We start from the raw sequence: 25,584 nt of genomic DNA on the forward strand, positions 1-25,584 counted from the left end.
ACGCGATCATGGAATTGAGCATTATTGACAGCAAGCAGCCACTGAGCGTGTCCGACGCGATTTTCGGACGTGCCTACAGCGAAGACCTGGTGCACCAGGTGGTGAACGCGTTCCGTGCGGCCGGTCGATCTGGCACCAAGGCGCAGAAGTCACGCGCCGACCTCTCCGGCACCACCAAGAAGTTCAAGAAGCAGAAAGGTGGTGGCGCCCGTCACGGCGACTACCGCGCTCCGATTTTTGTCGGCGGTGGCGTTACTTTTGCCGCGCGTCCGCGCAGCTTCGAGCAAAAGGTGAACCGCAAGATGTACCGCGGCGCCATGGCCGCGATCCTCTCGGAACTGGCGCGAAGCGGCCGTCTCAAGGTGGTCGAGAGCTTCGATATCGAAGCGCCCAAAACCCAGCAGCTGCACGCCAAGATTGTTGCGATCGGTGGTGGAAAGACGCTGATCGTCACCGAGAGTGGCAGCCAGAATCTATTTCTTGCCTCGCAGAACCTGCCGTATGTCGGCGTCGTGGATGTGGCCGGTTTGAACCCGGTGGATCTGGTCTACGCCGACAACGTCGTGATGACCGTCGATACCGTCAAGAAGATCGAGGAGTGGCTGGCATGAGCAACGAACGATTGTTGCAGGTGTTGCGCGCGCCGCTCGTCTCCGAGAAGAGTGCACGCATCCAGGACAGCGCCAACCAGTACGTCTTCGAGGTCGCGTCCACCGCAACCAAGGCCGACGTCAAGATGGCTGTAGAGGAACTGTTCAAGGTCAATGTCAAGGCGGTCAACGTCCTGAACGTCAAGGGCAAGGCCAAGGCGTTCAAGGGTCGACTCGGCGGTCGCGGCGGTTTCCGCAAGGCGTACGTCAGCCTTGCAGAAGGCCAGACGATCGACATCGTGGCCAAGGCCTGAGGTAAGCACACATGGCACTGATTACATTCAAGCCGACTTCGCCCGGACGCCGCCAGATGGTGCGTGTCTCGACGCAGGGTCTGCACAAGGGCGGGCCGCTGGCTGCGCTGACCGAGTCGCAGGGCAAAACCGGCGGCCGCAACAACCACGGTCGCATCACTACCCGGCACCAGGGCGGTGGACACAAGCAGAACTACCGCATCATCGACTTCAAGCGTGACAAGGAAGGCATCGCCTGTCGCGTCGAACGCGTCGAGTATGATCCGAACCGCACCGCGCACATTGCGCTCGTCTGCTACGTCGATGGTGAACGCCGTTACATCATTTCGCCCAAGGGGCTGAAGGTCGGCGACCAACTGATTGCCGGCAAGGACGCGCCGATCAAGGTCGGCAATTCGATGCCGTTGATCAACGTTCCGGTGGGTACTACCGTGCATTGCATCGAGATGCGTCCCGGCAAGGGCGCGCAGATCGCACGTAGTGCCGGAGCGGGCGCCCAGTTGATTGCGCGCGATCAGGGCTATGCGACCTTGCGTCTGCGTTCCGGCGAAATGCGCAAGGTCCCGTCCGACTGCCGCGCGACGATCGGCGAGGTCGGCAACAACGAGCACAGTCTGCGCAAGATCGGCAAGGCCGGTGCGCAGCGCTGGCGCGGCATTCGCCCCACCGTTCGTGGCGCGGCGATGAATCCGGTTGACCACCCGCACGGTGGCGGTGAGGCGCGTGCTGGCCAGGGCAATCCGCATCCGGTTTCGCCCTGGGGCCAGCCGAGCAAGGGTTACAAGACGCGCAAGAACAAGCGCACGCAAGGTTCCATCGTTCGCGACCGCAGGGGTTAATCGACTATGCCACGTTCACTCAAGAAGGGTCCCTTCGTGGACCTGCACCTGGCGAAGAAGGTTGATACCGCTGTCGCCACCAGCAGCAAGCGACCGATCAAGACCTGGTCGCGCCGCTCGATGATCCTGCCGGAAATGGTCGGCCTGACGATTGCCGTGCACAACGGCAAGGCGCATGTGCCGGTGCTGGTCAACGAGAACATGGTCGGGCACAAGCTCGGCGAGTTCGCAGTGACCCGCACCTTCAAGGGCCACGGCGGCGACAAGAAGTCGGGCAAATAAGGAGCGATGACCATGGAAGCCAAAGCCATTCACCGTACCGCCCGCATCTCGCCGCAGAAGGCACGCCTGGTCGCCGACCAGGTGCGCGGGCTGCCGGTTGGCCGCGCCGCCAATATCCTGACCTTCAGCACCAAGAAGGCTGCGGAAATCGTCAGGAAGGTGTTGCAGTCCGCCATCGCGAACGCAGAAAACAACCAGGGCGCCGATATCGACGAACTGAAGGTCACCCAGATCTTCGTCGACGAAGGCCCGACCATGAAGCGCATGCATGCCCGAGCAAAGGGCCGCGGTACGCGCATTATCAAACGCACGAGCCACATCACTGTGGTCGTGGGTTCCGGCAAGTAAGCGAGGACGACGATGGGTCACAAAGTTCATCCCACCGGCATCCGCCTTGGAATCTCCAAGGACTGGAATTCGACCTGGTATTCGGGCAAGAAAGACTTCGCCTCGTACCTTGCTGCCGACCTGAAAGTACGCGAAATGCTGCGTGAGCGCCTGGCTGCTGCCGGGATCTCGCGCATCCAGATCGAGCGCCCGGCAAGACCGCCCGCGTCACCATCCACACGGCGCGTCCGGGTGTCGTGATCGGCAAGAAAGGCGAGGACATCGAGAAGCTGCGCAAGGATGTATCCGACATGATGGGCGTTCCGACGCACATCAACGTGTCGGAAGTCCGCAAGCCCGAACTTGATGCCCAGTTGGTGGCCGAGTCGATTGCGCAACAGCTTGAGCGTCGCATCATGTTCCGCCGCGCAATGAAGCGCTCCGTTGGTAATGCGATGCGCCTTGGTGCTCTGGGCATCAAGGTCAATGTTGCTGGCCGCTTGAATGGTGCGGAAATCGCCCGCACCGAGTGGTACCGCGAGGGTCGTGTGCCGCTGCATACGCTGCGCGCCGATATCGATTATGGATTCGCCCAGGCCAAGACCACCTACGGCATCATCGGCATCAAGGTCTGGATCTACAAGGGCGACATCTTCGATCTCGCCGCCGCGACGGCGGACGCCGCCAACGCCGACAAGAACGAACGCAATGATCGTTCCGAGCGTCCGAGCCGTGAGCGTGGCGATCGTCAGGATCGTGGCGACCGTGGCGATCGCCCGGGCCGAGGAGCATAAGTCATGCTGCAACCATCTCGAACCAAGTACCGCAAGGTATTCAAGGGCCGCAATCGCGGGCTCTCACACAATGGAGCGAACGTAAGCTTCGGTGAATATGGTCTGAAGGCGATCACCCATGGTCACCTTACCGCTCGCCAAATCGAGGCCGGGCGTCGTACAATCTCCCGCTTCGTCAAGCGCGGCGGCAAGCTCTGGATCCGAGTGTTCCCGGACAAGCCGATCACGCGCAAGCCGGTTGAAGTCCGCATGGGTAGCGGCAAGGGCAGCGTGGAGTTCTGGGTGGCGGTCGTCGCACCCGGTCGTGTCCTTTACGAGATGGAGGGTGTACCCGAGGCAACGGCGCGCGAAGCGTTCCGTCTGGCCGCGGCGAAGCTTTCCATTCAGACCACCTTCGTGACGCGTACGGTGCGCTAATGGATAACAAGAAGCTTCGCGACAAGTCAGCCGCCGACCTGCAAGCGCACGTCGGTGAGCTGCGCAAGGAACAGTTCAACCTGCGCATGCAGCGCGGTACCGGTCAGCTCGCGCATCCGCACGAGATCAAGCGCGTGCGTCGAGAAATCGCGCGCACCAAGACCGTGCTCGGCGAGAAGAAGTGAGACAACCGTCATGACTGATACCAACAAAGCGCTGCGCACGATCGAAGGTCGCGTCGTCAGCAACAAGATGCAGAAGACCGTGACGGTGGTGATCGAACGCCTCCAGTCGCACTCGCTGTACGGGAAGGCACTGCGTCGTACGACCAAGGTGCATGCTCACGACGAGAGCGGCAAGTGCCAGGAAGGCGACAAGGTGCGAATTGCAGAGTGCGCGCCGATGTCGAAGACCAAGAACTGGCGCGTCGTCGAAGTCGTTGAGAGCGCGGGCTGAGGAGCCAGACACCATGATTCAGATGCAATCCCATCTCGCGGCCGCCGATAACAGTGGCGCACGCGAACTGATGTGTATCAAGGTGCTCGGCGGCTCAAAGCGTCGTTATGCCGGCATTGGCGACATCATCAAGGTGTCGATCAAGGAGGCCATTCCGCGCGGCAAGGTCAAGAAGGGTGAGGTTTATGACGCCTTGGTCGTGCGTACCCGTAAGGGTGTGCGCCGTCCGGACGGCTCGCTGATTCGCTTCGATGGCAATGCCGCAGTTCTGCTCAACAACAAGCTCGAGCCGATCGGCACGCGCATCTTCGGACCCGTGACCCGCGAATTGCGCGGTGAGCGATTCATGAAGATCGTCTCGCTGGCGCCCGAAGTGCTCTGAGGGACTAGCCAATGAAACGCATCAAGAAGGGCGACCAAGTTCTCGTGATCGCCGGCAAGAACAAGGGTTCCAAGGGTGAAGTGCTGCGCGTTGTCGAAGACAAGGTCGTGGTGCAGAACATGAACCTGATCAAGCGCCACACCAAGCCGAACCCCCAGGCGAACCAGCCTGGCGGCATCGTGGAACGCGAAGCACCGATTCACGTCTCGAACGTGATGCTCCTGAACACCGTCACCGGAAAGGGCGAACGCGTCGGCTTCAAGACGCTGGCACCGGCCACTGCAGGCGACAAGCCGCGCAAGGTCCGTGTTTTTCGCAAGTCCGGTGAAATGGTGGACGCATAAGGAATCACCATGGCTACCCGTTTTGAACAACATTACAAAGATGTCGTCGTTCCGCAGTTGATGGAGCGTTTCGGCTACAAGAACCCGATGCAGGTGCCGCGTCTGGTCAAGGTCACGCTGAACATGGGCGTGGGCGAGGCCGCGGCGAACAAGAAGGTACTCGACAACGCGCTCGACGACATGACCAAGATCGCCGGGCAGAAGCCCGTGGCGACCAAGGCTCGCGTCTCCGTTGCGACCTTCAAGATCCGCGACGGCTGGCCGATTGGCGCCAAGGTGACGTTGCGCCGCGCGCGCATGTTCGAGTTCCTCGATCGCCTGATCACCATCGCGTTGCCGCGCGTTCGCGACTTCCGTGGCGTCAGCGGACGTTCCTTCGACGGCCGGGGCAACTACAACTTCGGCATCAAGGAACAGATCATTTTCCCGGAAATCAACTTCGATGCCATCGACGCGCTGCGCGGCATGGATATCGCGATCACCACGACCGCGAAGTCCGATGCCGAAGCCAAGGCGCTGCTCGAAGGCTTCAAGTTCCCGTTCCGCAACTAAACCGAACCGAGAGTCCTTCATGGCAAAGACGTCCATGGTCAATCGCGACATCAAGCGCGCCAAGACCGTCAAGAAATACGCTGCGAAGCGAGCCGAGCTGAAGCGTCAGTCGGTTGACCCCAAGGTCTCGTTCGAGGATCGCATGGAAGCGATCAAGCAACTGCAGAAGTTGCCGCGTGATGCCAGTCCGTGCCGTCAGCGCAACCGCTGCGAGCTGTCCGGGCGTTCGCGCGGCGTGTACAGCAAGTTCGGTCTTGGTCGCAACAAGCTGCGCGAAGCCACCATGCGTGGCGACGTTCCGGGTTTGCGCAAGGCCAGCTGGTAAGTCCCATCCACAATCGGTACCGGATATCGGTGCTAACTCACGGAGATTCATCCCATGAGCATGACTGATCCTATCGCCGACATGTTCACCCGCATCCGCAACGGTCTCGCGATCGGCAAGGTGTCGGTGAAGATGCCGGCTTCAAAGGTCAAGTTGGCAATCGCCAAAGTCCTCAAAGACGAGGGCTACATCAACGACGTCGCCGTGCGCGACCTTGATGGCAACAAGAAAGAGATCGAGATCGCGCTGCGCTATTACCTTGGCAAGCCGGCGATTGATCGCCTGCAGCGCGTCAGCAAGCCCGGTCTGCGCCAGTATCGCGGCAAGGACGGTCTGCCGCGGGTCCTGAACGGTCTCGGCGTGTCCATTGTTTCCACGTCGTCCGGCATCATGACCGACGCGCAGGCTCGCGCGAAGGGCTTGGGCGGCGAAGTGATCTGCCTCGTGGCTTAAGGAGAGAACCCCATGTCACGAGTTGCCAAGAAGCCGATTTCCCTGATCAAGGGCGTCGAATGCAATGTTTCCGGTGAAGTGGTCACGGTCAAGGGGCCCAAGGGCACGTTGACGACAGCGCGTCCGCTGGACATCGAGGTCAAGATCGAGGGCGGCACGGTCACCCTCGGTGCCACCGCCGAGCAAATGGCGATGGCCGGGACCTTGCGTGCATTGCTGAACAACATGGTTTCCGGTGTGGCCAATGGCTTCGAGCGAAAGCTTGAGCTGGTTGGTGTCGGCTATCGCGCTGCGATGCAGGGCAAGGATCTGAACCTTTCGCTCGGGTTCTCGCATCCGGTGTTGTTCACGCCGCCGGTCGGGGTCACGATCGAGACGCCGACCCAGACGGAAATCGTCATTAAGGGCGCGGACAAGCAGGTCGTTGGCCAAGCCGCTGCGAAGATTCGCGCCTTCCGTCCGCCGGAGCCCTACAAGGGCAAGGGCGTTCGCTACGCCGGCGAGAAGATCACGCTGAAAGAAGCGAAGAAAGCGTAATCGCGGGCTGACTGAGGATACCCACCATGGAAAAGAACCTTTCCCGTCTGCGCCGCGCCAAGAAGACGCGCGCACACATCCGTACGCTCGCTGTTGCGCGCCTGTCCGTGCATCGCTCGAGCCAGCATCTCTACGCCCAGGTCTTTTCGGCCCAAGGCGAAGTGCTGGCTTCGGCGAATACGTTGCAGGACGAGGTGATCGCCGGACTCAAGGGCACCAAGAACAAGGCGGCTGCAGCTGCCGTCGGCAAGGCCATCGCGGAACGCGCGAAGGCGGCCGGCGTCGAGACGGTCGCATTCGATCGTTCCGGATTCCTGTATCACGGCCGCGTGGCTGCGCTCGCCGATGCTGCCCGCGAGGGCGGTCTGAAGTTCTAGGCACGAGGTTTTACCCACAACTCCAAGCGGCCCAGCCGCAAATCATGCCGCCGCGCTTCGTGTGCGGCGAGCCACAGGTGAGATATGAGCAACAACGATCGTGAACAGGGCGATGGCCTCCAGGAGAAGCTGATCGCCGTCAATCGCGTGGCCAAGACCGTCAAGGGTGGCCGCCAGATGAGTTTTACCGCGCTGACCGTCGTCGGTGATGGCGAGGGCCGCGTCGGTCTCGGGTACGGCAAGGCGCGCGAAGTGCCGGCCGCGATCGCGAAGGCGATGGACCGCGCGCGCAAGGCGATGGTCAAGGTGTCACTCAAGAATGGCACGCTGCAGTACGCGGTAAAGGCAAACCACGGTGCGGCGCGCGTGTTCATGCAGCCGGCATCGGAAGGTACTGGCGTAATCGCTGGTGGTGCAATGCGTGCGGTGTTCGAAGTTGTCGGCGTGCGCAACGTGCTGGCCAAGGCCGTCGGTTCGCGCAATCCGATCAATCTGGTGCGCGCCACGATCAGGGGCCTTCAGGCGATCCAGTCGCCGGCCGATATCGCCGCGAAGCGCGGCAAGAAACTCGAAGACCTGGTGCCGAACCATGACTAAGCCAACCGAATCGACGGTTACCGTCCGTCTCGTCAAGAGCCCGAACAGTTGCCCAGCGATCCATCGCCTGAGCGTGAAGGCGCTTGGTCTTGGCAAGCTCAACAGCGTTCGTACCCTCAAGGACTCACCGCAGGTGCGTGGCCTGATCAACAAGGTCAACTACCTCGTCCGCGTCGAAAACTGATCGCCGCGAAGCACAGGAGAAAACTCATGCGTCTCAATACCATCAAGCCCGCTGCTGGCGCGCGTACGGCGCGCACTCGCGTCGGCCGCGGTATCGGTTCTGGTCTCGGCAAGACCGCGGGTCGTGGCCACAAGGGTTCGTACGCGCGCACCGGCAAGGGCAAGATCAAGCCGGGCTTCGAAGGCGGCCAGATGCCGTTGCAGCGCCGTTTGCCGAAGGTCGGTTTCCGCTCCAAGCTGAAGGCCGACACCGCGGAAGTCCGGCTGTATCAACTCGATGCACTTAAGGACACCATGGTGGACTTGGCAGCGTTAGTTGCAGCCAACCTGATCGATTCGGCCGCCAAGCGCTGCAAGGTGGTCGCCAAGGGCGAGGTCAAGCGTGCCTACACGCTGAGGGGCTTGCTCGCCACGGCCGGGGCCAAGGCTGCGATCGAAGCGGCCGGCGGCAAGATGGAGTAAGGCGTGGCGAATCCTTCGGCACCTGCACAGAATCCGCTCGCGAATCTTGGTCGCATGACCGAGCTTCGCGATCGCCTGATCTTCGTCGTGCTGGCGTTGATCGTTTTTCGTCTCGGCACCTTTGTGCCGGTGCCGGGTGTCAATCCGCAGGCGATGACGCAGCTGATGGAGAGCCAGGGTGGCACCATCCTCGACATGTTCAACATGTTCTCCGGCGGTGCGCTTGAGCGCCTGTCGGTATTCGCGCTGAATGTTGTCCCCTACATCTCGGCATCGATCATTATCCAGCTGATGGCGACGATGGTGCCGTCGATGCAGGCGTGGCGAAAAGAAGGAGAGGCAGGACGTCGTCGGCTTTCGCAATTGACGCGATACGGCGCGGTCGGCTTGGCGGCGTTCCAGGCCTTCGGCGTGGCGGTGGCATTGCAGAGCCAGACCACGTCGGCAGGAGGCTTCCCCGTCGTCGTGAACCCGGGTCCATCGTTCATCATCAGCGCGGTCATCGGACTGACTGCCGGGACCATGTTCCTGATGTGGCTCGGCGAACAGATCACCGAGCGCGGTGTGGGCAACGGCATATCCCTGATTATTTTCGCGGGCATCGTCGCCGGACTGCCGAGCGCGGTGGGCATTTCCTTGCAGAAGCTGGCCTCGGGCGAGATCAACGTGTTCATCGGGATCGGCATTCTTGTCGTGGTCGTCGCGACGATCTTGTTCGTCGTGTTCATGGAGCGAGGTCAACGGCGCATCACCGTGAACTACGCAAGGCGCATGGGCGGTTCGCGCGCTTACAACAACCAGAGTTCGCATCTGCCGCTCAAGATCAACATGTCGGGCGTGATTCCGGCCATCTTTGCCTCGTCCTTCATCATGTTCCCGGCGACGATCGCGGCCATGGGTGGCAACATTAGTGGCGAAGGCTGGCTGGCCCAGTTGTCCACGTTCCTGCGGCGGGTTTCCAACTTGCTGATGCCGGGCGAGCCGCTTTATCTGGTGACCTTCGCCACCCTGATCATCGTGTTCGCCTTCTTCTACACGGCGATGGTGTTCAACTCGGCTGAGACTGCAGAGAACCTGAAGAAGTCCGGCGCGCTGATCCCCGGCATTCGTCCCGGCAAGTCGACAGCGGATTACGTCGATGGCGTGATGACGCGACTCACCGGGATCGGAGCGTTGTATCTGGTGGCGGTTTGTCTGTTGCCGACGATCCTGCAGACCGGCTGGAATGTGCCGTTCTATTTCGGCGGAACCTCGCTGCTGATCGTGGTGGTCGTGGTGATGGATTTCACCGCGCAGATTCAGGCGCACCTGGTGTCGTCTCAGTACGAGAGCCTGCTGAAGAAGACGAACTTGAAGAATTATGGTCGCAGTGGATCCGTCCGCTGAGGCAACTGCGCAGGATGTGCGGGTCGCGACGGTGATGCCGGAGCGCGATTTAGTGTGTACAATGTTTGGTTCGCTGCGCTAACAGTTTTGGAGAAGACGCGATGGCGCGTATCGCCGGTGTGAATATTCCGGTCCACAAGCATGCGTGGATCGGGTTGCAGAGCATTTTCGGGATCGGACGATCCCGTTCGAAGAAGGTTTGTGTGGCGGCGGGTGTCGACCTGGCCACCAAGGTCAAGGATCTGACGGACGCCCAAGTCGAGCGTCTGCGTCAGGAGATCACGAAGTTCACGGGCGGGGGCGGCGTGCGCCGGGAGGTCGGCATCAGCATCAAGCGCCTGCAGGATCTCGGTTGCTACCGTGGCCTGCGCCATCGTCGTGGTCTGCCGGTGCGCGGACAGCGAACGCGAACCAATGCGCGTACGCGCAAGGGTCCGCGCAGGGCGATCAAGAAGTAATCGAGCCGGGAAACCTTCATCATGAATGCCAAGACTCAAGGGGCTGTCAAGCCCAGGAAGAAGGTCAAGCGCGTCGTTACCGACGGTATCGCGCATGTCCAGGCTTCGTTCAACAACACCATCATTACGATCACCGATCGGCAGGGCAACGCCCTGTCGTGGGCGACTTCGGGCGGCGCCGGCTTTCGCGGTTCGCGCAAGTCGACCCCTTTCGCTGCGCAGGTGGCTGCCGAGAAGGCCGGTCGTGCGGCGCTCGACTACGGGCTGAAGTCCGTCGAAGTGCGTATCAAGGGCCCCGGCCCGGGCCGCGAGTCCGCGGTTCGTGCTCTCAATGCCCTCGGCTACAAGGTGTCGAACATCATCGACATCACGCCGATCCCGCACAACGGCTGCCGTCCGCCGAAGAAGCGTCGCGTCTAAGGAAGAATAGCCATGGCTCGTTATATCGGTCCTACCTGCAAGCTCGCGCGTCGTGAAGGCGCCGATCTCAGTCTCAAGAGCCCGGCGCGCGCGCTGGACTCGAAGTGCAAGCTCGAACAGAAGCCCGGCCAGCACGGTGCTGCCAAGAAGGGCAAGATGTCCGACTACGCCGTCCAGCTTCGCGAGAAGCAGAAGGTGAAGCGCATCTACGGTCTGCTCGAACGGCAATTCCGCCTGTATTACGCGAAGGCTTCGAATCTCAAGGGTGCAACCGGCGAAAACTTGCTGCGCCTGCTCGAAAGCCGCCTCGACAACGTCGTTTTCCGCATGGGTTTCGCGGTGACGCGTGCCGGTGCCCGACAACTGGTCGCACACAAGTCGATCACCGTCAACGGCAAGAAGGTCAATCTCGCCTCCTACCAGGTGAAGCCGGGCGACGAAGTCGCCGTGGCCGAAGGCGCACGCAAGCAGTTGCGTATCCAGGAAGCGCTGACCCTGTCCCAGGAGATGGATCTGACGCCGGGATGGGTCGAAGTGGATGCGAAGAAGATGGCCGGTACGTTCAAGGTTGCGCCTGACCGCGCGGACTTGCCGTCGGACATCAACGAGAACCTCATTGTCGAGTTGTACTCGAAGTAACCGGAGAGCCCAATCACCATGGTTGCAAACGCCACAAGCGTCATGCGCGCCCGCGGCATCACCGCCGAGCGACTCGCGCCCAACCGCGCGCGCGTCGCTGTCGAACCGCTCGAGCGCGGGTTCGGCCACACGCTCGGCAACGCGCTTCGGCGCGTGCTGCTCTCGTCGATTCCGGGCTGCGCCATCACCGAAGTCGAGATCGACAACGTCCTGCACGAGTACACCACTCTGGAAGGGCTGCAGGAGGACGTGATCGAAGTCCTGTTGAACCTGAAGGATGTGGCCCTGCGCATGCACGGTCACGACGAGACCTTGCTCACCCTGGTCAAGAAGGGCCCGGGTGTCGTCACTGCCGGTGACATCAAGGTGGACCATAGCGTCGAGATCATCAATCCCGATCACGTGATCTGCCACCTGACCAAGGACACGCAGATCAACATGCGCCTGCGCATCGCGCGCGGCGTCGGCTACCAGCCGGCGCTGTCGCGTCGTCGCCCAGACGAGGAGTCGCGTCCGATCGGCCGCCTGCAACTCGATGCGAGTTTCAGCCCGATTCGTCGTGTCGCCTTCGAAGTCGACAACGCCCGCGTTGAGCAGCGCACCGACCTCGACAAGCTCGTGCTCGATATCGAGACCAACGGCACCATCGAAGCGGAAGAAGCAGTGCGCCGCGCTGCCGACATCCTCGCCGATCAACTGTCGGTGTTCGGCGACTTCACGCGTCGCGAGAGCGCCGCCGCGAAACCGGCCGCAACCGGCATCGATCCGCTGCTGATGCGTCCGATCGACGACCTCGAACTCACCGTCCGGTCGGCGAACTGCCTGAAGGCCGAGAGCATCTACTACATCGGAGACCTGGTGCAGCGCACCGAGGTCGAGCTGCTGAAGACGCCGAATCTCGGCAAGAAGTCGCTCACCGAAATCAAGGAAGTGCTCGCCGCCCGCGGTCTCTCGCTCGGCATGAAGCTCGAAAACTGGCCCCCGGCCGGCGTGCAACACGGCATGCTGGGCTGAGGCACAAAGGAAATTATTTATGCGCCACCTCAAATCCGGTCGCAAGTTCAATCGCACCAGTTCGCACCGCGAAGCCATGTTCAAGAACATGGCCAGCTCGCTGTTCGTGCATGGCCTGATCAAGACCACCCTGCCGAAGGCCAAGGAACTCCGTCGTGTTGCCGAGCCGCTGATCACGCTCGCCAAGATCGACGGCGTCGCCAATCGCCGCCTGGCCTTTGATCGCCTGCGCGACAAGGCTGCGGTCGGCGTGCTGTTCACCGAGCTTGGTCCGCGTTACCGCGAACGCAAGGGTGGCTATCTGCGCATCCTCAAGTGCGGCTTCCGCGCTGGAGATGCCGCCCCGATGGCCTACGTGGAACTGGTCGACCGTCCGCAAGTCGAAGCCACCGCCGAAGCGTAAGCTCTCGCCGCGGTGAACTTCTGAGCAGAGGCCTCGGTCGAAAGACCGGGGCCTTTTCGTCTTTCGGCATCAGTACATGAGGAAATTCCATGAGTCTCAATCTGCTCGCCTGGAGTAATCGGTCCGCATTCCTCGCGGCCTTCCTGATCTGCACCGGGCTGATGGGCTATGCCTTCTACGCGCAGTACGTGCAGGGCCTTGAGCCGTGCATGTTGTGCATGGTGCAACGCGTTTTCGTGTGCGCCGTGGGGCTGACCGCATTGATCGCCGCCCTGCATGCACCCAAGGCCTGGGGTTGGCGCGTGTACGGCGCGCTGACTGCGCTGTGGGCTGCGCTTGGCATCTACATCGCGGGACGGCATGTGTACCTGCAGAGTCTGTCGCCAGAAGAGCTCGATGGCTGCGCCCCGTCGCTGCAGTATGCGCTTGAATACTTTGATGCGTTGAAGGTATTGAAGACCATCTTCATCCGCGACCAGGACTGTGGCGTCATCGACTGGACCTTTCTCGGGCTGTCCATGCCGAACTGGGTGCTGTTCTGTTTCATCGCCTTCTTCATTGCGGCGCTCTACTACGGTTTTCGCCGCGTCCGTTGAGTGCGGCTCTGTCAGGACATCACGACGCATGACCACCTGGACCCCCGCGCAGTGGCGCGAACGACCCGCCGCGCAACAGCCGACGTATCCGGATGCCGAGCATCTGGAGCGTTGCATGGCGCAACTTCGCCGCTTGCCGCCGCTCGTCACCTCGCTCGAGATCCTGACCCTGAAGCGACACCTGGCAGAGGCCGCCGAAGGCAGGCGTTTCCTGCTGCAGGGGGGGGATTGCGCCGAGAGTTTCAGTGAGTGTGATTCGACCACGATCACCAATCGCCTCAAGGTGCTGCTACAGATGAGTGTGGCCTTGGTGCACGGCCTCAAGCTGCCGGTAGTGCGTATCGGCCGCTTCGCCGGTCAGTACGCGAAGCCGCGTTCCACCGATCTGGAGGAACGCAACGGGGTATCGCTACCGAGCTATCGCGGCGATATCGTCAATGCGCCGGAGTTCAGCGCGCAGGCGCGCATCCCGGACCCGGAGCGCTTGCTGCGCGCACATGCGCACTCGGCGATGACGATGAATTTCGTGCGCGCGCTGATCGACGGCGGCTTCGCCGACCTGCACCATCCCGAGTACTGGGATCTTGGCTGGGTCGAGTACTCGCCGCTGCAGCGCGAATATCGGCGCATGGTCGAAGCCATCGGCGAGTCGGTGCGCTTCATGGAGACGCTGGCAGGAGAACCGATCGGCAGCTTCACTCGCGTCGATTTTTTTACGTCGCACGAGGCATTGTTGCTGCACTACGAAGAAGCCGTGACGCGCCAGGTGCCGCGCAATCCCGGCTGGTTCAACCTGTCGACGCATTTTCCGTGGATCGGCATGCGGACCGCGGCACTCGATGGCGCGCATGCGCAGTACTGCCGCGGCATCCAGAATCCGGTCGGGCTGAAAGTGGGGCCAGGCGTGAGCGCGGATCAGTTGCTGGCGGTGATCGACTTCCTGAACCCGCTCAACGAGCCGGGCAAGCTGACCCTGATCCACCGCATGGGCGCGGCCAAGATTGCCGCCGCACTACCGCCACTGCTGGAGGCAGTGCGTCGCGAGGGCAAGAATGTGCTGTGGTGCGCCGACCCGATGCACGGCAACACCGAGAGCACGGCGAATGGCTACAAGACGCGCCGCTTCGAGAACATCCGCGACGAGCTTGAGCAGGGCTTCGATATCCATGCTGCCGCCGGAACGCGGCTTGGCGGCGTGCATCTGGAATTGACCGGCGAAAATGTCACCGAATGCATGGGCGGCGCGCGCGATCTGACCGAAATCGATCTGGAACGCGCCTACAAATCCAGCGTCGATCCGCGCCTGAACTACGAGCAGTCGCTGGAATTGGCGATGATGATCGTGCACAAGCGCGGCCGCGTGCAGGAAGATCAGTCGTCACGAGCGGGACTGGCCGCAACCTGAGCCGTTCGGGTCAGTAGTCGGAGCGGGCGGCGCCGAGTTGGGCGAGCGCGCGCACGTAGGCGTCGGTCAGCGCGCCATGCTGCGCCGTGGTGATGCCGAGGTCGCGCAGGCGACCATCGAACAGCGAGTAGACCAGCCCATGCACGGCCAGTTTCTGGCCGCGCTCCCAGGCGTCCTGCACCATCGTGGTCTGGCAGATGTTGACCACCTGCTCGATCACGTTGAGTTCGCACAGCCGCGCGTGCTGCATTGCAGCAGTGTCGATCTCCCCGATGACGTCGCGGTGTTTTTGCAGCACGGCCCCGACATGGCGCAACCAATTGTCGACCAGGCCGAGGCGGACACCGTCGAGCACCGCGCGCACGCCGCCGCAGCCGTAGTGTCCCACCAGCATGATGTGCTCGACCTGGAGCACGTCGATCGCGAATTGCAGCACCGAGAGGCAATTCAGATCGGCATGCACGACGACGTTGGCGACATTGCGATGCACGAAAATCTCGCCCGGCAGCAGGCCCAGAATCTGATTCGCCGGAACCCGTGAGTCGGAACAGCCGATCCACAGATAGCGCGGATTCTGCTGCTGCGACAGCTGCCGGAAGAAATCCGGATCGCCCAGTTTGACCGACTCGGCCCAGTGGCGATTGCGTTCCAGCAAGTCGTCGAGTTCGTCCATCGTGGCTCCGCAGCGCGCTTGGTCGTGGCCGGTCCCTGGAGGCGGGCACGGGGTGCGGATTGTCGCACCTCCGCCAGCCTCGAAGTCATTGGCGATCGGCCAGCCAGTCGCGCAGTCGTTCTTCTCGGACCGCGCGGGCGACGAAGATCATGGCGGCGAGGACGGCGGTCATCGCCGCCGCTGCCGCGCCCGCGAGCGAGAGCCAGGCGTCGCTGCCGGATGCGTCCAGTTGCCGCAGCGCGAGCCATGCCGAACCCGCAGCCACGGCGGCAAATATGCCTTGGGTCGTGGTGCTCGATGGGACAAACAGATGCAGCAGCAGGCGCCGACGCGACGCGCCGAGGGCGGCGCGGATGGCGAGCTGGCGCGCGTGCATGGCGGCGGCGGTCATCACCGTTGCGGCGCAGACAGCGATGCCGAGTGCCAGCGCGAGTGTGAGCGCCAGCAACCCGGATTGGCTGAGCATGCGTTCGTCCTGAAGCTGCGTCTCGATCCGGGCGGTGAGCGTTTGCCAGGGCTGCCACTCGATGTCGTGTGCATGGCGATCGAGCACCGACGCGAGCGCATCACCGCCGTTGCCGGACGATCGGGTGGATGCGATCAACACCCCCAGGTCACCCAGGCGTTGCAGCGGCATGTAGAGGGTCGGTCGCGGATCGGCACGGACATCATCGAACTGACCGTCGGCGACGCTGCCGCACAGGGTGATCGCCGACTCGCCGCCGGGCAGCGACAGCGTCAGCGTCGGCATGGGTTGCCCCGGGTGCAGGTCGAACTTGCGCAGGAAGGCGCGGTTGGCGATGGCTTGCGTCGGCGCGAATGCGGCAAAGGCACCGCAGTGGCTTTCGGCGCGCAGGCCGATCACATCGAAGTAGTTCGCGGAGACGAAGTTCACCGTGAGGAGCTGCACTTCGCCCGTGCCGCCGTCGCGGGCCAGGCTACCCTGGATCAGAGACGGATGTTGCACTGGGCCGGCGTTGGCAGCGGCAATGCCGAGTTGCGCCAGATCGGCGAGCAGCGGTGTCGCCGCGCGGCCGTCGGTCATGCGCGAGAGAGCGCTGTCGGATAAGGCGGAGGAGCGCTCTGTGATCGAGAGCCGCTTGGCGTCGAAGCCGAGATCGCGCTCGCGCAAGTGCTCCAGTTGCAGCACTCCGAGCGCAGAGGCGGCCGCCAGTGCCGCCACCGCGGAAATCGCGAGCACGATCAGCATGCGCGCGACAGCCAATGGCGGATGCGCGTACGCGCCGCCTTGGCCCAGTCGCCGCTGCAATCGCTGCGCCGCCAGGGGCGCCAGCGCGAGCAGCAGTACAAACACGCCGACGACGAACCAGGAAATGGGCGCACCGGCAATGCCGTCGATGGCGGTCGCGAGCGGCCCCTCGCCGGCGGACCCGGATGCGAAGTGCACGAACAGCAGCGCGGTCGCGGTCGATACCAGCGTGCCGGCCACTTGCTGCGCGGAAATGCGCAGGTTGCGCCGCCACCAGTGGCTAGCGCGCTCGCCGAGTGCGGCGCGGGTGCGGTCCTCAGATTCCCGGTTCGCCAGATCCAGCCAGCGCATCGCGAACGCGAACGCGAGCAACATCGCGCCGAGACCACCGGCAAACAGCTGCAGGGTGCGGGCCCAACGTGCGTACACGAGGCGGGTGCTGCCCTCCAGTCCGAGTCCGGGCATCGCCAGCAGGCGCAGATCGCGTGCGCTGCCACTGGCTTGCATGGCCGCATGTAGTCGCGACTGCATCGCCACCACGCCATCCCCGGTCAGCGCGCCGATGAACTCGGTGGGCAACGAGCGCATGAGTTGCCGCTGCTGTGCCGGCATCATCATTTCCGGCCAGGTGCTCAGCGGAATCCAGACATCGGCTTGGGTCGCTGCCGACGGGCCGGCGAAGTCATCGTCGAACACGCCGGCGATGGCGAACGTGACGCGTTCGCCAGTCATCGGCGCGACCAGGGTATCGATTTCGACCCGTTGACCGAGTGCGGCGCGTGTGGAACCGAACCAGCGCAGCGCGAGCGAGCGCCGCACCAGCAGTTCCGGCTGCGCCGGCCGCGGTCCGGCGAGCGAAGCTTCCAGGCTCGGTTGCGCTGGAATGTGCCCTTCCACCTCAACCCCGAGGCCCTCGAACAGCGGGCCGCCGAAGAAGCCCATGGCGACGCGCTCGCCGCTGCCGTCACCGCGCACGACTTGTCGCTGTGTCGCGATTGCGGTGACTGCCTGGCTCGGAGCGGGGAACCAGTGTGCGAGCGAGTCGTAACTGATGTGACCACCGTCGCTGAACTCGGAGCCGATGCCGACCGGAACCAGTGTGACGAAGTCCGCGCGCGGCTGCGTGCCCGGCACACTCGGGTGCGCCGCCAGCCGCGCCAGCGCGAACGCCACCAGCACCCCGGCCAGCGCAACCCCGGACAGGATTGCCAGAGAACTCGCCAGCAGACGAGTCCGTGGCATCAGTAGCCGATATCCGCGAGCGCGATCTTCACGTCGAGCTTGCGCTTGCGCAGAAGCGAGCGAAGGGCCTCGGGCGCGGCCGCGCACGGCGCGCAAGGCTTTGCAAAGGATGGAATGAGTTCGAGCACCACGCGCCTGCCTTTTGCCTGTGCGAACGTTGCGGCGTCGATCTTGCGCAGATCGAGCGTATCGGTGCCCTGAATGCACTCAAACTGCAATTCTTCCAGGCGTTCTTGGCTGAAGTAGCCAGCGAAGCAGCCATCCGCAGCGAATGCGATTGCGGCTGGAAAAGGGATCGCCCCCTCCATGCCTGCAGCCATGGGTGTGCGCGCGTCGATGGTCGCCTTGGGTTCGGTGGTCGCCTGCATCATTTGACGCAGGACCTTTGGTTTCAGCGAAATGCCGGGGTCGGTTCCGGCTGCAGCAGTGGAGGCCTTGGCGAGTGCCATGCATGAAACTAGAAACAGACTGTGGGATCGACTCATGAATGGCTCCGAAAAGAAGCGGGACCATGAGGTCCCGCTATCGTTCAAAATTCAACGTAGCCGCAATTGCCGATGCGGACAGTATCGCAACACCAGAATCCTACGAGCTGGTGATTGGAGTTGAATCGGCCGACACAAACCTGGGCAGCCAAGGCCGTACCGGCTGACAAGGCCAATGCGATCGCGACGGTCCACTTGGCGAGATTGTTCTTCTTCATTCTCACTTCTCCTGTTTGCTTTGGCCTGATTGCCAAAGGGCGGCGGAGTCTGATTAGGGGGGGGGGATTGTCAAGCAATGTGGCAAAGACCACATCACAGCGACTGCGTGCGGCCGCCGTCGACGGGGAGGTTGATGCCGTTGATGTAGCTGGCGGCGGGCGAGGCGAGGAAGGCGATGGCGGCGGCGACTTCTGCGGCTTCGGCGAAGCGTGCGGCCGGGACCGAGGCGAGCATGCCGCTCTCGATCTCGTCGCGCGACTTGCCAGTGGCGGCGACGCGTTCCGCGATGATCTGTTCCAGGCGCTGTGTGCGCGTGAAACCGGGCAGTACGTTGTTGACGGTGATGCCGTGTGGCGCGAGTTCGGCGGCCAGCGTCTTGGCCCAGCTCGCGACGGCGCCGCGGATGGTGTTGGACACGCCGAGGTTGCGGATGGGTTCCTTCACCGAGGTCGAGATGACATTGATGATGCGGCCGTAACCGGCGGCCCTCATGCCGCCGATCGTGGCCTGCACCAGCGCGTGGCTTGCGAGCAGATGGCGACGGAAGGTATCGACGAACTGGTCGCCACTGGCTTCGATTGCGAGTCCCGGATTGGGGCCGCCGGTGTTGTTGATCAGAATCTGCACCGGGTGCGCCGCGACCATGGCTTCCACCGCACTGCGCAGCGCGATGGTGTCGGCGACATCCGCGGCCAACCAGCCATGACGCTGTGTGCCGTGCATCTTCGGCAGCGTGCGGGCCAGCGCATCGAGCGCATCGCGGTCGCGCGCGAGCACGGTTACGTCCGCACCCAGACCGGCCAAGGCCTCGGCAGCCGCGCGACCAATGCCGCGGGATGCGCCACAAACCAGCGCGTGCTTGCCGGTGAGATGCAGATTCATCGGTGTCGGATCAGTCACGCGGAGTCAGTTGCATGGTCATCTGTTCGAGCAGTGACTCATCGTCCGCCTCGGACGCATCCATGCCGGTATGCGGGGGGGTGACGCTGTCGAGGTCAAAGCCCATCAATTCGGCGTCGTCCTCGTCGATGCCGTCGAAGGCTCGATACTCGGCGTCGAACAGCGCCGACTTCGCGGCGTCTTCGTCGGGAAAGCGCTCGGTTTCGCCGTTGGCGCTGAAGACCTCGGCGGTGCCGTTGGCGAGTACCGTGAGTCGTGCCCAGTGCAGTCGGTCGCCGAAGGTGACGAGCCACCATTGTGTTGAGGACATCGGAATTCCTGGTTGCGGATCAGAGGATCAGGGCGGCGAGCAAGGTCAGCGGCGCCAGTAGCAGAAGGAACAGCACGCACCAGGCGCAGACGTAGGCGCCGAAGGCGAACGCATGTGCGCGCGGGTCGTTCAAATGCCGCGACTCGCGTGCTTTCAGGTAAGCATGCAGCCGCTGCGCACGGCCCGCGACGGGCTCGATCAGGTGCAGTGCCACCTTCGGGTGGCGCTCGACCAGCCGCGCCAGGAGCCGGCGCAGCAGCAGCGCGGCGGCTACCGCGAAGATTGCTGCGAACACCAGGTCGCCGAGCGCGGCAAACAGCAACAGCTGCGAGCGGTCCAGGCCGGCCATCGCTCAGAACTCGGCCGAGCCCGGCACGCGCGGATAGGGGATCGCGTCGCGGATGTTGCCAAGTCCGCAGACGTACACCACCAGGCGCTCGAAGCCGAGCCCGAAGCCAGCGTGTGGCACGGTGCCGTAGCGGCGCAGGTCGCGGTACCACTGATAGCTGTCGGGGTTCAGTCCGAACTTCGCGATGCGCGCGTCGAGATGGTCGAGGCGTTCTTCACGCTGCGATCCGCCGATGATCTCGCCGATGCCGGGAGCGAGCACGTCCATCGCGGCAACCGTGCGGCCGTCATCGTTCAGGCGCATGTAGAACGACTTGATCTGCTCCGGGTAGTTCATCACCACGGTCGGACGGCCGATGTGCTTCTCCGTCAGCCAACGCTCGTGCTCGGTCTGCAGGTCGAGGCCCCATTCGACCGGGTAGTCGAACTTCTCGCCGGATTTCTTCAGCAGATCGATGGCCTGACCGTAGTCGACGCGCTCGAACGGTGCGGAGATGAAGCTCTCCAGACGGGCGATTGCCGTCTTCTCGATGCGGTCGTTGATGAAGGCCATGTCGTCGCCGCGCTCGGCGAGCACGGCCTGAAAGATGTACTTCAGGAAATCCTCGGCCAGGCTCGCATCATCGTTCAGGTCGGCGAACGCGATCTCGGGTTCGATCATCCAGAACTCGGCGAGGTGGCGCGTCGTGTTCGAGTTCTCGGCACGGAAGGTCGGGCCGAAGGTGTAGACCTTGCTGAGCGCCAGGCAATAGGCCTCGACGTTGAGTTGGCCCGAGACCGTCAGGTAGGCCTCCTTGCCGAAGAAATCCTTGTTCCAGTCGATCGCGCCCTTGTCGGTGCGCGGAAGGTTCGCGAGATCGAGCGTCGAGACGCGGAACATCTGGCCGGCGCCTTCGCAGTCGCTGGCGGTCACGATCGGTGTGTTCACCCAGAAGAAGCCACGCTCGTGGAAATAGCGGTGGATCGCCTGGGCGATGCTGTGGCGGACGCGGGCAACCGCACCGAAGGTGTTGGTGCGCGGGCGCAGGTGCGCCACTTCGCGCAGGAACTCCATCGTGTGCGGCTTGGGCTGGATCGGATAGGTTTCGGGGTCGTCGACCATGCCGGTCACCTCGACCGAATCGGCCTGGATTTCGTAGCTCTGGCCCTTTCCCTGCGACTGCACCAGGGTGCCGGAGGCGATGACCGCACAGCCGGCGGTCAGGTGCACGATCTCGCGTTCGTAATTCGCGACCGTGTTCGGCACTACCAGCTGGATCGACTCCTGCCCGGACCCATCGTTGACGGTGACGAAGGAAATGCCGGCCTTCGAATCGCGTCGGGTGCGCACCCAGCCGCGAACCGTGATTTTTTCACCGATCGCGACACGACCGGCGAGTGCTTCGCGCACGCTTGCTACACTCATGCCCTGAAACTCCGTTGGCGGCGACCCGAACGGTCGCCATGGAACGCGCGATCATATCCGAGCGCGCACACCCGACGGCATGGAGTGGAGCACGATGGGCATTCAACTTTCCGAATCGGCGGCCGAGCGCGTGGCCGGCTTCCTGCGCGAGAAACCGGAGGCGGTTGGTCTGCGCTTTGGCGTACGCAAGACCGGATGTTCCGGCTTTGCCTATGTGGTCGATCTGGCTGATGCGATCGGGGCCAGTGATGTGGTGTTTGAATCACGCGGGATCCGCGTGCTCGTCGACCGCGATTGCCTGGCCTGGGTCGACGGCACCGAGATCGACTATGCCCGCCAGGGGTTTAACGCCCAGTTCCAGTTCCGCAACCCGAACGTGGCGGCCCAGTGTGGGTGTGGGGAAAGTTTCACCACCGCTTGAGATTGGTCTTCGGCGCCCCAACAAAAAGCCAATGAAAACAGCCGTGTCGACGTAGGTCATGGCGCTTGGCTTGAAGTGTCGGCCGAAAATTTTTTGCGCTTGTGGATAGATCGCCTAAGTCTCTGATACGGCTTGGGAAAGCTGAACTAATCCGCTGATTTTTCACGACTTTTGCATTGCGGCAGGGGCGGGCCTCGGCTAAGCTTCCGTCCCCTGTCAGCCGCTGGCCGACAGGACCTTGCCTCACCGGTTCCACTTCGGGAGGCCTACAAGTCCGCAAGGAGTTTTTTTGATGCGTCACTATGAAATTGTTTTCCTGGTCCACCCCGACCAGAGCGAGCAGGTTCCGGCGATGATCGAGCGATACAAGACGCTCATCGAAGGCGACCAGGGCACGATCCACCGTCTTGAAGACTGGGGTCGCCGCCAACTCGCCTATTCGATCCAGGATCTCGGCAAAGCCCACTACGTGTTGATGAACATCGAGTGCAGCCAAGCGGTCCTGAATGAACTGCAGTCCTCGTTCCGCTTCAACGACGCCGTGCTGCGTCATCTGATCACGACTCGCGAAGATGCGGCGACCGAACAGTCGCCGATCGCGAAGATGAAGGATGAGAAGCCGAGCCGTCGCAACAGCGAAGAAGGCTTCAGCGACGCCGAATTCGAAGACGCCGCCTGAGTCACGAGGAGCCAACATGTCCAAGTTTTTCCGCCGCAAGAAGTTCTGCCGATTCACCGCCGAAGGTGTCAAAGAGATCGATTACAAGGATCTCAACACCCTTCGTCAGTACCTGACCGAGACCGGCAAGATCGTTCCCAGCCGCATCACCGGCACCAAGTCGCGCTACCAGCGTCAGCTCACCACTGCCGTCAAGCGTGCGCGTTTCCTGGCGTTGCTGCCGTATTGCGACAACCACTGAGGAGCGAGCCGCAATGGAACTGATTCTTCTGCAGAAAGTTGTGAACCTCGGCGCCCTCGGCGACAAGGTCAACGTCAAGCCCGGTTACGGGCGTAATTATCTGGTCCCGCAGGGCAAGGCCGCTCCGGCCACTGCGACCAACGTGGCGGAGTTCGAGAAGCGCCGCGCCGAGTATGAAGCCAAGGCCAATGGCCTGCTGGCAGATGCCGAAGCGCGCAAGCAGAAACTCGAAGCCGCCGCGGTAACAGTTCGCGCCAATGCCAGCACGGAAGGCAAGCTCTACGGCTCGGTCGGTCCGCGAGATATCGCTGACGCCTTCACGAATGCGGGTTTCCCGCTTTCCAAGGCCGAAGTGATTCTCGGGGAAGGTCCGATCCGTCGAGCCGGCGAATTCGACATCCACGTCGCACTGCACGCTGATGTGCACTGCACCGTCAAGTTGTCGGTCGTCGGCGAAGGGTAATGGCCGAATATCTGCCGGCTTTCTTCGGCCGGTAGTGCTGCTTCAGGGAAACTCAAAGCCCGCTGCTGACCCCAGCGGGCTCTTTTTTGGCCCAGTGCGCAGCATCCGTCCTTGAACGCGCGGCAACGGCACCTCTCGGTACCGGAACTCGTCGTGCGCGACACGTTCCAATTCCCGCCCGTTTGCGTCCAGGCCAACTCGCCATGACAATACGCGGCCATTTTTCCCGGCCCACGCCGGTTCCAACCTGGAGCACACAAGAATGAAGCAGTTCTTTCGCAGCAGCTCTCGCAGCCGCAGTAGCGGTCGGTCTGGCCCTGCCGCTGTCGGCGAGCGCGCTCGACAAGCTGACCACGGAAAAGGAAAAGGTCAGCTACATGGTCGGCCTTGATCTGGCCAACGGCGTCGGCCAGATCAAGGACGAGATCGACCTCAACATCGTGATCGACGCGATGAAGACTCAACTCTCCGGCGGCAAGTTGCTGATGACGGCCGAGGAATCGAAAGCGGTGCGTGACACCTTCATGCAGAAGCTGCAGGCGGCACAGCAGGCGAAGACCGCCGAGCTGGCCGGAAAGAACAAGGCCGAGGGCGACAAGTTCCTGGCCGCGAACAAATCCAAGCCGGGTGTGAAGACGACTGCCTCGGGCCTGCAGTACTCGGTGGTCAAGGAAGGCACCGGCAAGAAGCCGACGGCCGAGTCGACGGTCAAGGTGCACTACACCGGCACCCTGCTCGACGGCACCAAGTTCGACAGCTCGGTCGATCGTGGCGAGCCGGCACAGTTCCCGCTGAATGGCGTCATCGCCGGCTGGACCGAAGGTCTGCAGCTGATGACCGTCGGCTCCAAGTACAAGTTCTTCATCCCCTCCAACTTGGCCTACGGTGATCGCGCCACGCCGGGTCCGATCGGGCCGAACTCGACGTTGATCTTTGACGTCGAACTGATCGAAATCGTCAACTGAGTCATCGCTTGACGAAGATTGCGGGACGCCGGCGCAAGCCGGCGTTCGCGTTTGGGGCGCATGCGCTGCTGCGGGGCGGATAAGATAGCGTCGCGGACATCGATGCAGGGAAGGAATGCATGCACGTCACCATCTTTGGTACCGGCTATGTCGGCTTGGTCACCGGCGCTTGTCTCGCCGAAGTCGGCAACCATATCCGTTGCGTGGATATCGATGCGCGCAAGGTCGAGGGGCTCAACCAGGGTGTCGTGCCGATCTACGAACCCGGCCTCGATGAGCTGGTCCATGCCAACCACAAAGCGGGGCGGCTGCAATTCACCACCGACGCAGCGAGCGCAATCGCGACCGCGGAGATTCTGTTCATCGCCGTCGGCACGCCGCCGGGCGAGGATGGCAGCGCCGACCTGTCGCATGTACTCGCGGTGGCGCGAACGATTGGCCAGCACCTGGTGCGTCATGCGATCGTCGTGAACAAGTCGACGGTGCCGGTGGGCACCGCGGATCGGGTGCTCATCGCCATCTCCGCCGAACTGGCCGCACGCGGTGTGGACGCGAGCTTCGAGGTCGTCTCCAACCCGGAGTTCCTGAAGGAGGGAGATGCGGTCAAGGACTGCATGCGTCCGGATCGCATTGTCATCGGCTCCGACAGCGCGCAGGCGGTGGAACGCCTGAAAGTGCTCTACGCGCCCTTCAATCGCAACCACGAGCGCTTCGTGCTGATGGACCTGCGTTCCGCCGAGCTGACCAAGTACGCCGCGAACGCGATGCTCGCGACCAAGATCAGTTTCATGAACGAGATGGCCAACATCGCCGAGCGCGTCGGCGCCGACATCGAGCATGTGCGCCACGGCATAGGCTCGGATCCGCGTATCGGCTACTCGTTCATCTATCCCGGCGCCGGCTATGGCGGTTCGTGTTTCCCGAAGGACGTGCAGGCGCTGGACCGCACCGCACGCCAGCATGGCTACACGCCGCGCATTCTGGCTGCGGTCGAGGCGGTCAATGACGCGCAGAAGAGCCGCGTGTTCGCGTTGCTGCAACAGCACTTCGGCGGCGACCTGCGAGGCCGCACCATCGCCGTCTGGGGGCTCGCGTTCAAGCCGAATACCGACGACATGCGCGAGGCCCCCGCGCGCGTGCTGCTCGCGCAGTTGTGGGAGGCCGGTGCCATGGTGCGCGCACGACCCGGAGGCGATGAAGGAAGCCGCGCACGTTTTTGGTCCGCGTGACGACTTCATGCTCTGTGATGAACCCTTTGCTGCCGTCGAGGGCGCGGACGCCCTGGTGGTGCTGACCGAGTGGAAACTGTTCTGGAGCCCGGATTTCGAGCGGATCCGCGCTGCCTTGAAGTCGCCGGTCGTGTTCGATGGCCGCAACATCTACGATCCAAAATCGGTCGAGGACGCCGGCTTGGCCTATTACGGCATCGGTCGCGGGCGATCGGTTGCTTCTCCTTCCATGACCTGAGGAT

The 25,584-nt window shown here is 62.8% G+C and carries 39 protein-coding genes and 2 pseudogenes; 33 read left to right on the plus strand and 8 right to left on the minus strand.

The window, feature by feature from the left end:
* Positions 1–8: 8 nt before the first annotated feature.
* The 27 genes and pseudogenes from rplD (at position 9) to IPG63_12365 (ending at position 14,552) form a co-directional block, all read left to right on the plus strand.
* The gene (gene rplD / locus IPG63_12235) at positions 9–611 is read left to right on the plus strand and encodes a 50S ribosomal protein L4 (GenBank protein ID MBK6728010.1); all 603 of its coding nucleotides are present in this window, start codon (positions 9–11) and stop codon (positions 609–611) included.
* Positions 608–904, plus strand: coding sequence for a 50S ribosomal protein L23 (gene rplW / locus IPG63_12240; GenBank protein ID MBK6728011.1), 297 nt, complete (start codon positions 608–610; stop codon positions 902–904). The genes rplD and rplW overlap by 4 nt, the downstream gene beginning before the upstream one ends.
* An 11-nt stretch (positions 905–915) precedes the next feature.
* On the plus strand, positions 916–1,743 hold the full coding sequence (gene rplB, locus IPG63_12245; GenBank protein ID MBK6728012.1) for a 50S ribosomal protein L2: 828 nt from the start codon (positions 916–918) through the stop codon (positions 1,741–1,743).
* A gap of 6 nt (positions 1,744–1,749) precedes the next feature.
* Positions 1,750–2,025 (plus strand): 30S ribosomal protein S19, encoded by a 276-nt coding sequence (rpsS, locus tag IPG63_12250; protein ID MBK6728013.1) that lies wholly within the window; start codon positions 1,750–1,752, stop codon positions 2,023–2,025.
* 12 nt (positions 2,026–2,037) lie between these two features.
* Positions 2,038–2,373: a 50S ribosomal protein L22 gene (gene rplV / locus IPG63_12255; protein MBK6728014.1), complete on the plus strand. Its 336-nt coding sequence runs from the start codon at positions 2,038–2,040 to the stop codon at positions 2,371–2,373.
* A gap of 12 nt (positions 2,374–2,385) precedes the next feature.
* Positions 2,386–3,146, plus strand: a pseudogene (rpsC, locus tag IPG63_12260) (30S ribosomal protein S3).
* Positions 3,147–3,149: 3 nt separating this feature from the next.
* Entirely contained in the window at positions 3,150–3,563 is a 414-nt protein-coding gene (gene rplP, locus IPG63_12265) for a 50S ribosomal protein L16 (GenBank protein ID MBK6728015.1), read from the plus strand.
* Positions 3,563–3,748, plus strand: a complete 186-nt coding sequence (gene rpmC, locus IPG63_12270; protein MBK6728016.1) for a 50S ribosomal protein L29 — start codon at positions 3,563–3,565, stop codon at positions 3,746–3,748. Before rplP ends, rpmC begins: the two co-directional genes overlap by 1 nt.
* Before the next feature lie 10 nt (positions 3,749–3,758).
* Complete coding sequence (gene rpsQ / locus IPG63_12275; GenBank protein ID MBK6728017.1) at positions 3,759–4,019, plus strand: 30S ribosomal protein S17; 261 nt, start codon at positions 3,759–3,761, stop codon at positions 4,017–4,019.
* Positions 4,020–4,032: 13 nt separating this feature from the next.
* Positions 4,033–4,401, plus strand: a complete 369-nt coding sequence (gene rplN / locus IPG63_12280) for a 50S ribosomal protein L14 (GenBank protein MBK6728018.1) — start codon at positions 4,033–4,035, stop codon at positions 4,399–4,401.
* An 11-nt stretch (positions 4,402–4,412) separates the two neighbouring features.
* Positions 4,413–4,745, plus strand: a complete 333-nt coding sequence (gene rplX, locus IPG63_12285; GenBank protein ID MBK6728019.1) for a 50S ribosomal protein L24 — start codon at positions 4,413–4,415, stop codon at positions 4,743–4,745.
* A 9-nt stretch (positions 4,746–4,754) separates the two neighbouring features.
* Positions 4,755–5,297 (plus strand): 50S ribosomal protein L5, encoded by a 543-nt coding sequence (gene rplE, locus IPG63_12290; protein MBK6728020.1) that lies wholly within the window; start codon positions 4,755–4,757, stop codon positions 5,295–5,297.
* A 19-nt stretch (positions 5,298–5,316) separates the two neighbouring features.
* Positions 5,317–5,622: a 30S ribosomal protein S14 gene (gene rpsN, locus IPG63_12295; GenBank protein ID MBK6728021.1), complete on the plus strand. Its 306-nt coding sequence runs from the start codon at positions 5,317–5,319 to the stop codon at positions 5,620–5,622.
* A gap of 54 nt (positions 5,623–5,676) precedes the next feature.
* A complete protein-coding gene (gene rpsH / locus IPG63_12300) occupies positions 5,677–6,075 on the plus strand; it encodes a 30S ribosomal protein S8 (GenBank protein MBK6728022.1) in 399 nt (132 codons plus the stop codon).
* Between the two features lie 12 nt (positions 6,076–6,087).
* Positions 6,088–6,612, plus strand: a complete 525-nt coding sequence (gene rplF / locus IPG63_12305) for a 50S ribosomal protein L6 (GenBank protein MBK6728023.1) — start codon at positions 6,088–6,090, stop codon at positions 6,610–6,612.
* A 26-nt stretch (positions 6,613–6,638) separates the two neighbouring features.
* Positions 6,639–6,989, plus strand: a complete 351-nt coding sequence (rplR, locus tag IPG63_12310; protein MBK6728024.1) for a 50S ribosomal protein L18 — start codon at positions 6,639–6,641, stop codon at positions 6,987–6,989.
* An 84-nt stretch (positions 6,990–7,073) separates the two neighbouring features.
* Positions 7,074–7,586, plus strand: a complete 513-nt coding sequence (gene rpsE, locus IPG63_12315; GenBank protein MBK6728025.1) for a 30S ribosomal protein S5 — start codon at positions 7,074–7,076, stop codon at positions 7,584–7,586.
* Positions 7,579–7,770 carry a 50S ribosomal protein L30 gene (rpmD, locus tag IPG63_12320; protein MBK6728026.1) on the plus strand — a complete coding sequence of 64 codons (192 nt, stop codon included), beginning with the start codon at positions 7,579–7,581 and terminating at the stop codon, positions 7,768–7,770. The genes rpsE and rpmD overlap by 8 nt, the downstream gene beginning before the upstream one ends.
* A 26-nt stretch (positions 7,771–7,796) precedes the next feature.
* On the plus strand, positions 7,797–8,231 hold the full coding sequence (gene rplO / locus IPG63_12325) for a 50S ribosomal protein L15 (GenBank protein ID MBK6728027.1): 435 nt from the start codon (positions 7,797–7,799) through the stop codon (positions 8,229–8,231).
* Positions 8,232–8,285: 54 nt separating this feature from the next.
* On the plus strand, positions 8,286–9,617 hold the full coding sequence (gene secY / locus IPG63_12330; protein MBK6728028.1) for a preprotein translocase subunit SecY: 1,332 nt from the start codon (positions 8,286–8,288) through the stop codon (positions 9,615–9,617).
* A 101-nt stretch (positions 9,618–9,718) separates the two neighbouring features.
* Positions 9,719–10,075 carry a 30S ribosomal protein S13 gene (gene rpsM, locus IPG63_12335; protein MBK6728029.1) on the plus strand — a complete coding sequence of 119 codons (357 nt, stop codon included), beginning with the start codon at positions 9,719–9,721 and terminating at the stop codon, positions 10,073–10,075.
* 21 nt (positions 10,076–10,096) lie between these two features.
* A complete protein-coding gene (gene rpsK / locus IPG63_12340) occupies positions 10,097–10,495 on the plus strand; it encodes a 30S ribosomal protein S11 (GenBank protein MBK6728030.1) in 399 nt (132 codons plus the stop codon).
* Between the two features lie 12 nt (positions 10,496–10,507).
* On the plus strand, positions 10,508–11,134 hold the full coding sequence (gene rpsD, locus IPG63_12345) for a 30S ribosomal protein S4 (GenBank protein MBK6728031.1): 627 nt from the start codon (positions 10,508–10,510) through the stop codon (positions 11,132–11,134).
* An 18-nt stretch (positions 11,135–11,152) separates the two neighbouring features.
* On the plus strand, positions 11,153–12,148 hold the full coding sequence (gene rpoA, locus IPG63_12350; GenBank protein MBK6728032.1) for a DNA-directed RNA polymerase subunit alpha: 996 nt from the start codon (positions 11,153–11,155) through the stop codon (positions 12,146–12,148).
* 19 nt (positions 12,149–12,167) lie between these two features.
* Positions 12,168–12,551 carry a 50S ribosomal protein L17 gene (gene rplQ / locus IPG63_12355; protein ID MBK6728033.1) on the plus strand — a complete coding sequence of 128 codons (384 nt, stop codon included), beginning with the start codon at positions 12,168–12,170 and terminating at the stop codon, positions 12,549–12,551.
* 89 nt (positions 12,552–12,640) lie between these two features.
* On the plus strand, positions 12,641–13,147 hold the full coding sequence (locus IPG63_12360) for a disulfide bond formation protein B (protein ID MBK6728034.1): 507 nt from the start codon (positions 12,641–12,643) through the stop codon (positions 13,145–13,147).
* Between the two features lie 28 nt (positions 13,148–13,175).
* On the plus strand, positions 13,176–14,552 hold the full coding sequence (locus tag IPG63_12365; GenBank protein ID MBK6728035.1) for a 3-deoxy-7-phosphoheptulonate synthase class II: 1,377 nt from the start codon (positions 13,176–13,178) through the stop codon (positions 14,550–14,552).
* A 10-nt stretch (positions 14,553–14,562) separates the two neighbouring features.
* On the opposite strand, the gene can is transcribed toward IPG63_12365, so the two are convergent.
* The 8 genes from can to asnS all read right to left on the minus strand — a co-directional run bounded on the left by can (position 14,563) and on the right by asnS (position 21,344).
* Entirely contained in the window at positions 14,563–15,225 is a 663-nt protein-coding gene (can, locus tag IPG63_12370; GenBank protein ID MBK6728036.1) for a carbonate dehydratase, read from the minus strand.
* Between the two features lie 85 nt (positions 15,226–15,310).
* A complete protein-coding gene (locus IPG63_12375) occupies positions 15,311–17,677 on the minus strand; it encodes an ABC transporter permease (GenBank protein MBK6728037.1) in 2,367 nt (788 codons plus the stop codon).
* Entirely contained in the window at positions 17,677–18,162 is a 486-nt protein-coding gene (locus IPG63_12380; GenBank protein MBK6728038.1) for a hypothetical protein, read from the minus strand. Before IPG63_12380 ends, IPG63_12375 begins: the two co-directional genes overlap by 1 nt.
* Positions 18,163–18,206: 44 nt before the next feature.
* Positions 18,207–18,380 (minus strand): hypothetical protein, encoded by a 174-nt coding sequence (locus IPG63_12385; GenBank protein MBK6728039.1) that lies wholly within the window; start codon positions 18,378–18,380, stop codon positions 18,207–18,209.
* Positions 18,381–18,474: 94 nt separating this feature from the next.
* Entirely contained in the window at positions 18,475–19,263 is a 789-nt protein-coding gene (locus IPG63_12390) for an SDR family oxidoreductase (GenBank protein ID MBK6728040.1), read from the minus strand.
* Positions 19,264–19,273: 10 nt separating this feature from the next.
* On the minus strand, positions 19,274–19,591 hold the full coding sequence (locus tag IPG63_12395; GenBank protein MBK6728041.1) for a hypothetical protein: 318 nt from the start codon (positions 19,589–19,591) through the stop codon (positions 19,274–19,276).
* A gap of 19 nt (positions 19,592–19,610) precedes the next feature.
* Positions 19,611–19,940: a hypothetical protein gene (locus IPG63_12400; protein MBK6728042.1), complete on the minus strand. Its 330-nt coding sequence runs from the start codon at positions 19,938–19,940 to the stop codon at positions 19,611–19,613.
* Positions 19,941–19,943: 3 nt separating this feature from the next.
* Positions 19,944–21,344: an asparagine--tRNA ligase gene (gene asnS / locus IPG63_12405; protein ID MBK6728043.1), complete on the minus strand. Its 1,401-nt coding sequence runs from the start codon at positions 21,342–21,344 to the stop codon at positions 19,944–19,946.
* 94 nt (positions 21,345–21,438) lie between these two features.
* Here asnS and IPG63_12410 point away from each other — a divergent pair, with 94 nt between their 5' ends.
* The 6 genes and pseudogenes from IPG63_12410 to IPG63_12435 all read left to right on the plus strand — a co-directional run bounded on the left by IPG63_12410 (position 21,439) and on the right by IPG63_12435 (position 25,580).
* Positions 21,439–21,765, plus strand: a complete 327-nt coding sequence (locus IPG63_12410) for an iron-sulfur cluster assembly accessory protein (protein MBK6728044.1) — start codon at positions 21,439–21,441, stop codon at positions 21,763–21,765.
* 289 nt (positions 21,766–22,054) lie between these two features.
* A complete protein-coding gene (gene rpsF / locus IPG63_12415) occupies positions 22,055–22,444 on the plus strand; it encodes a 30S ribosomal protein S6 (GenBank protein MBK6728045.1) in 390 nt (129 codons plus the stop codon).
* 16 nt (positions 22,445–22,460) lie between these two features.
* Entirely contained in the window at positions 22,461–22,685 is a 225-nt protein-coding gene (locus IPG63_12420) for a 30S ribosomal protein S18 (GenBank protein MBK6728046.1), read from the plus strand.
* Positions 22,686–22,698: 13 nt separating this feature from the next.
* Positions 22,699–23,148 carry a 50S ribosomal protein L9 gene (gene rplI, locus IPG63_12425; GenBank protein MBK6728047.1) on the plus strand — a complete coding sequence of 150 codons (450 nt, stop codon included), beginning with the start codon at positions 22,699–22,701 and terminating at the stop codon, positions 23,146–23,148.
* Positions 23,149–23,459: 311 nt separating this feature from the next.
* On the plus strand, positions 23,460–24,113 hold the full coding sequence (locus IPG63_12430) for an FKBP-type peptidyl-prolyl cis-trans isomerase (GenBank protein ID MBK6728048.1): 654 nt from the start codon (positions 23,460–23,462) through the stop codon (positions 24,111–24,113).
* Positions 24,114–24,232: 119 nt separating this feature from the next.
* A pseudogene (locus IPG63_12435) lies at positions 24,233–25,580 on the plus strand (UDP-glucose/GDP-mannose dehydrogenase family protein).
* The last annotated feature ends 4 nt before the right edge of the window (positions 25,581–25,584 follow it).

The sequence above is a fragment of the Lysobacterales bacterium genome (assembly GCA_016703225.1).
GTDB lineage: Bacteria > Pseudomonadota > Gammaproteobacteria > Xanthomonadales > Ahniellaceae > JADKHK01.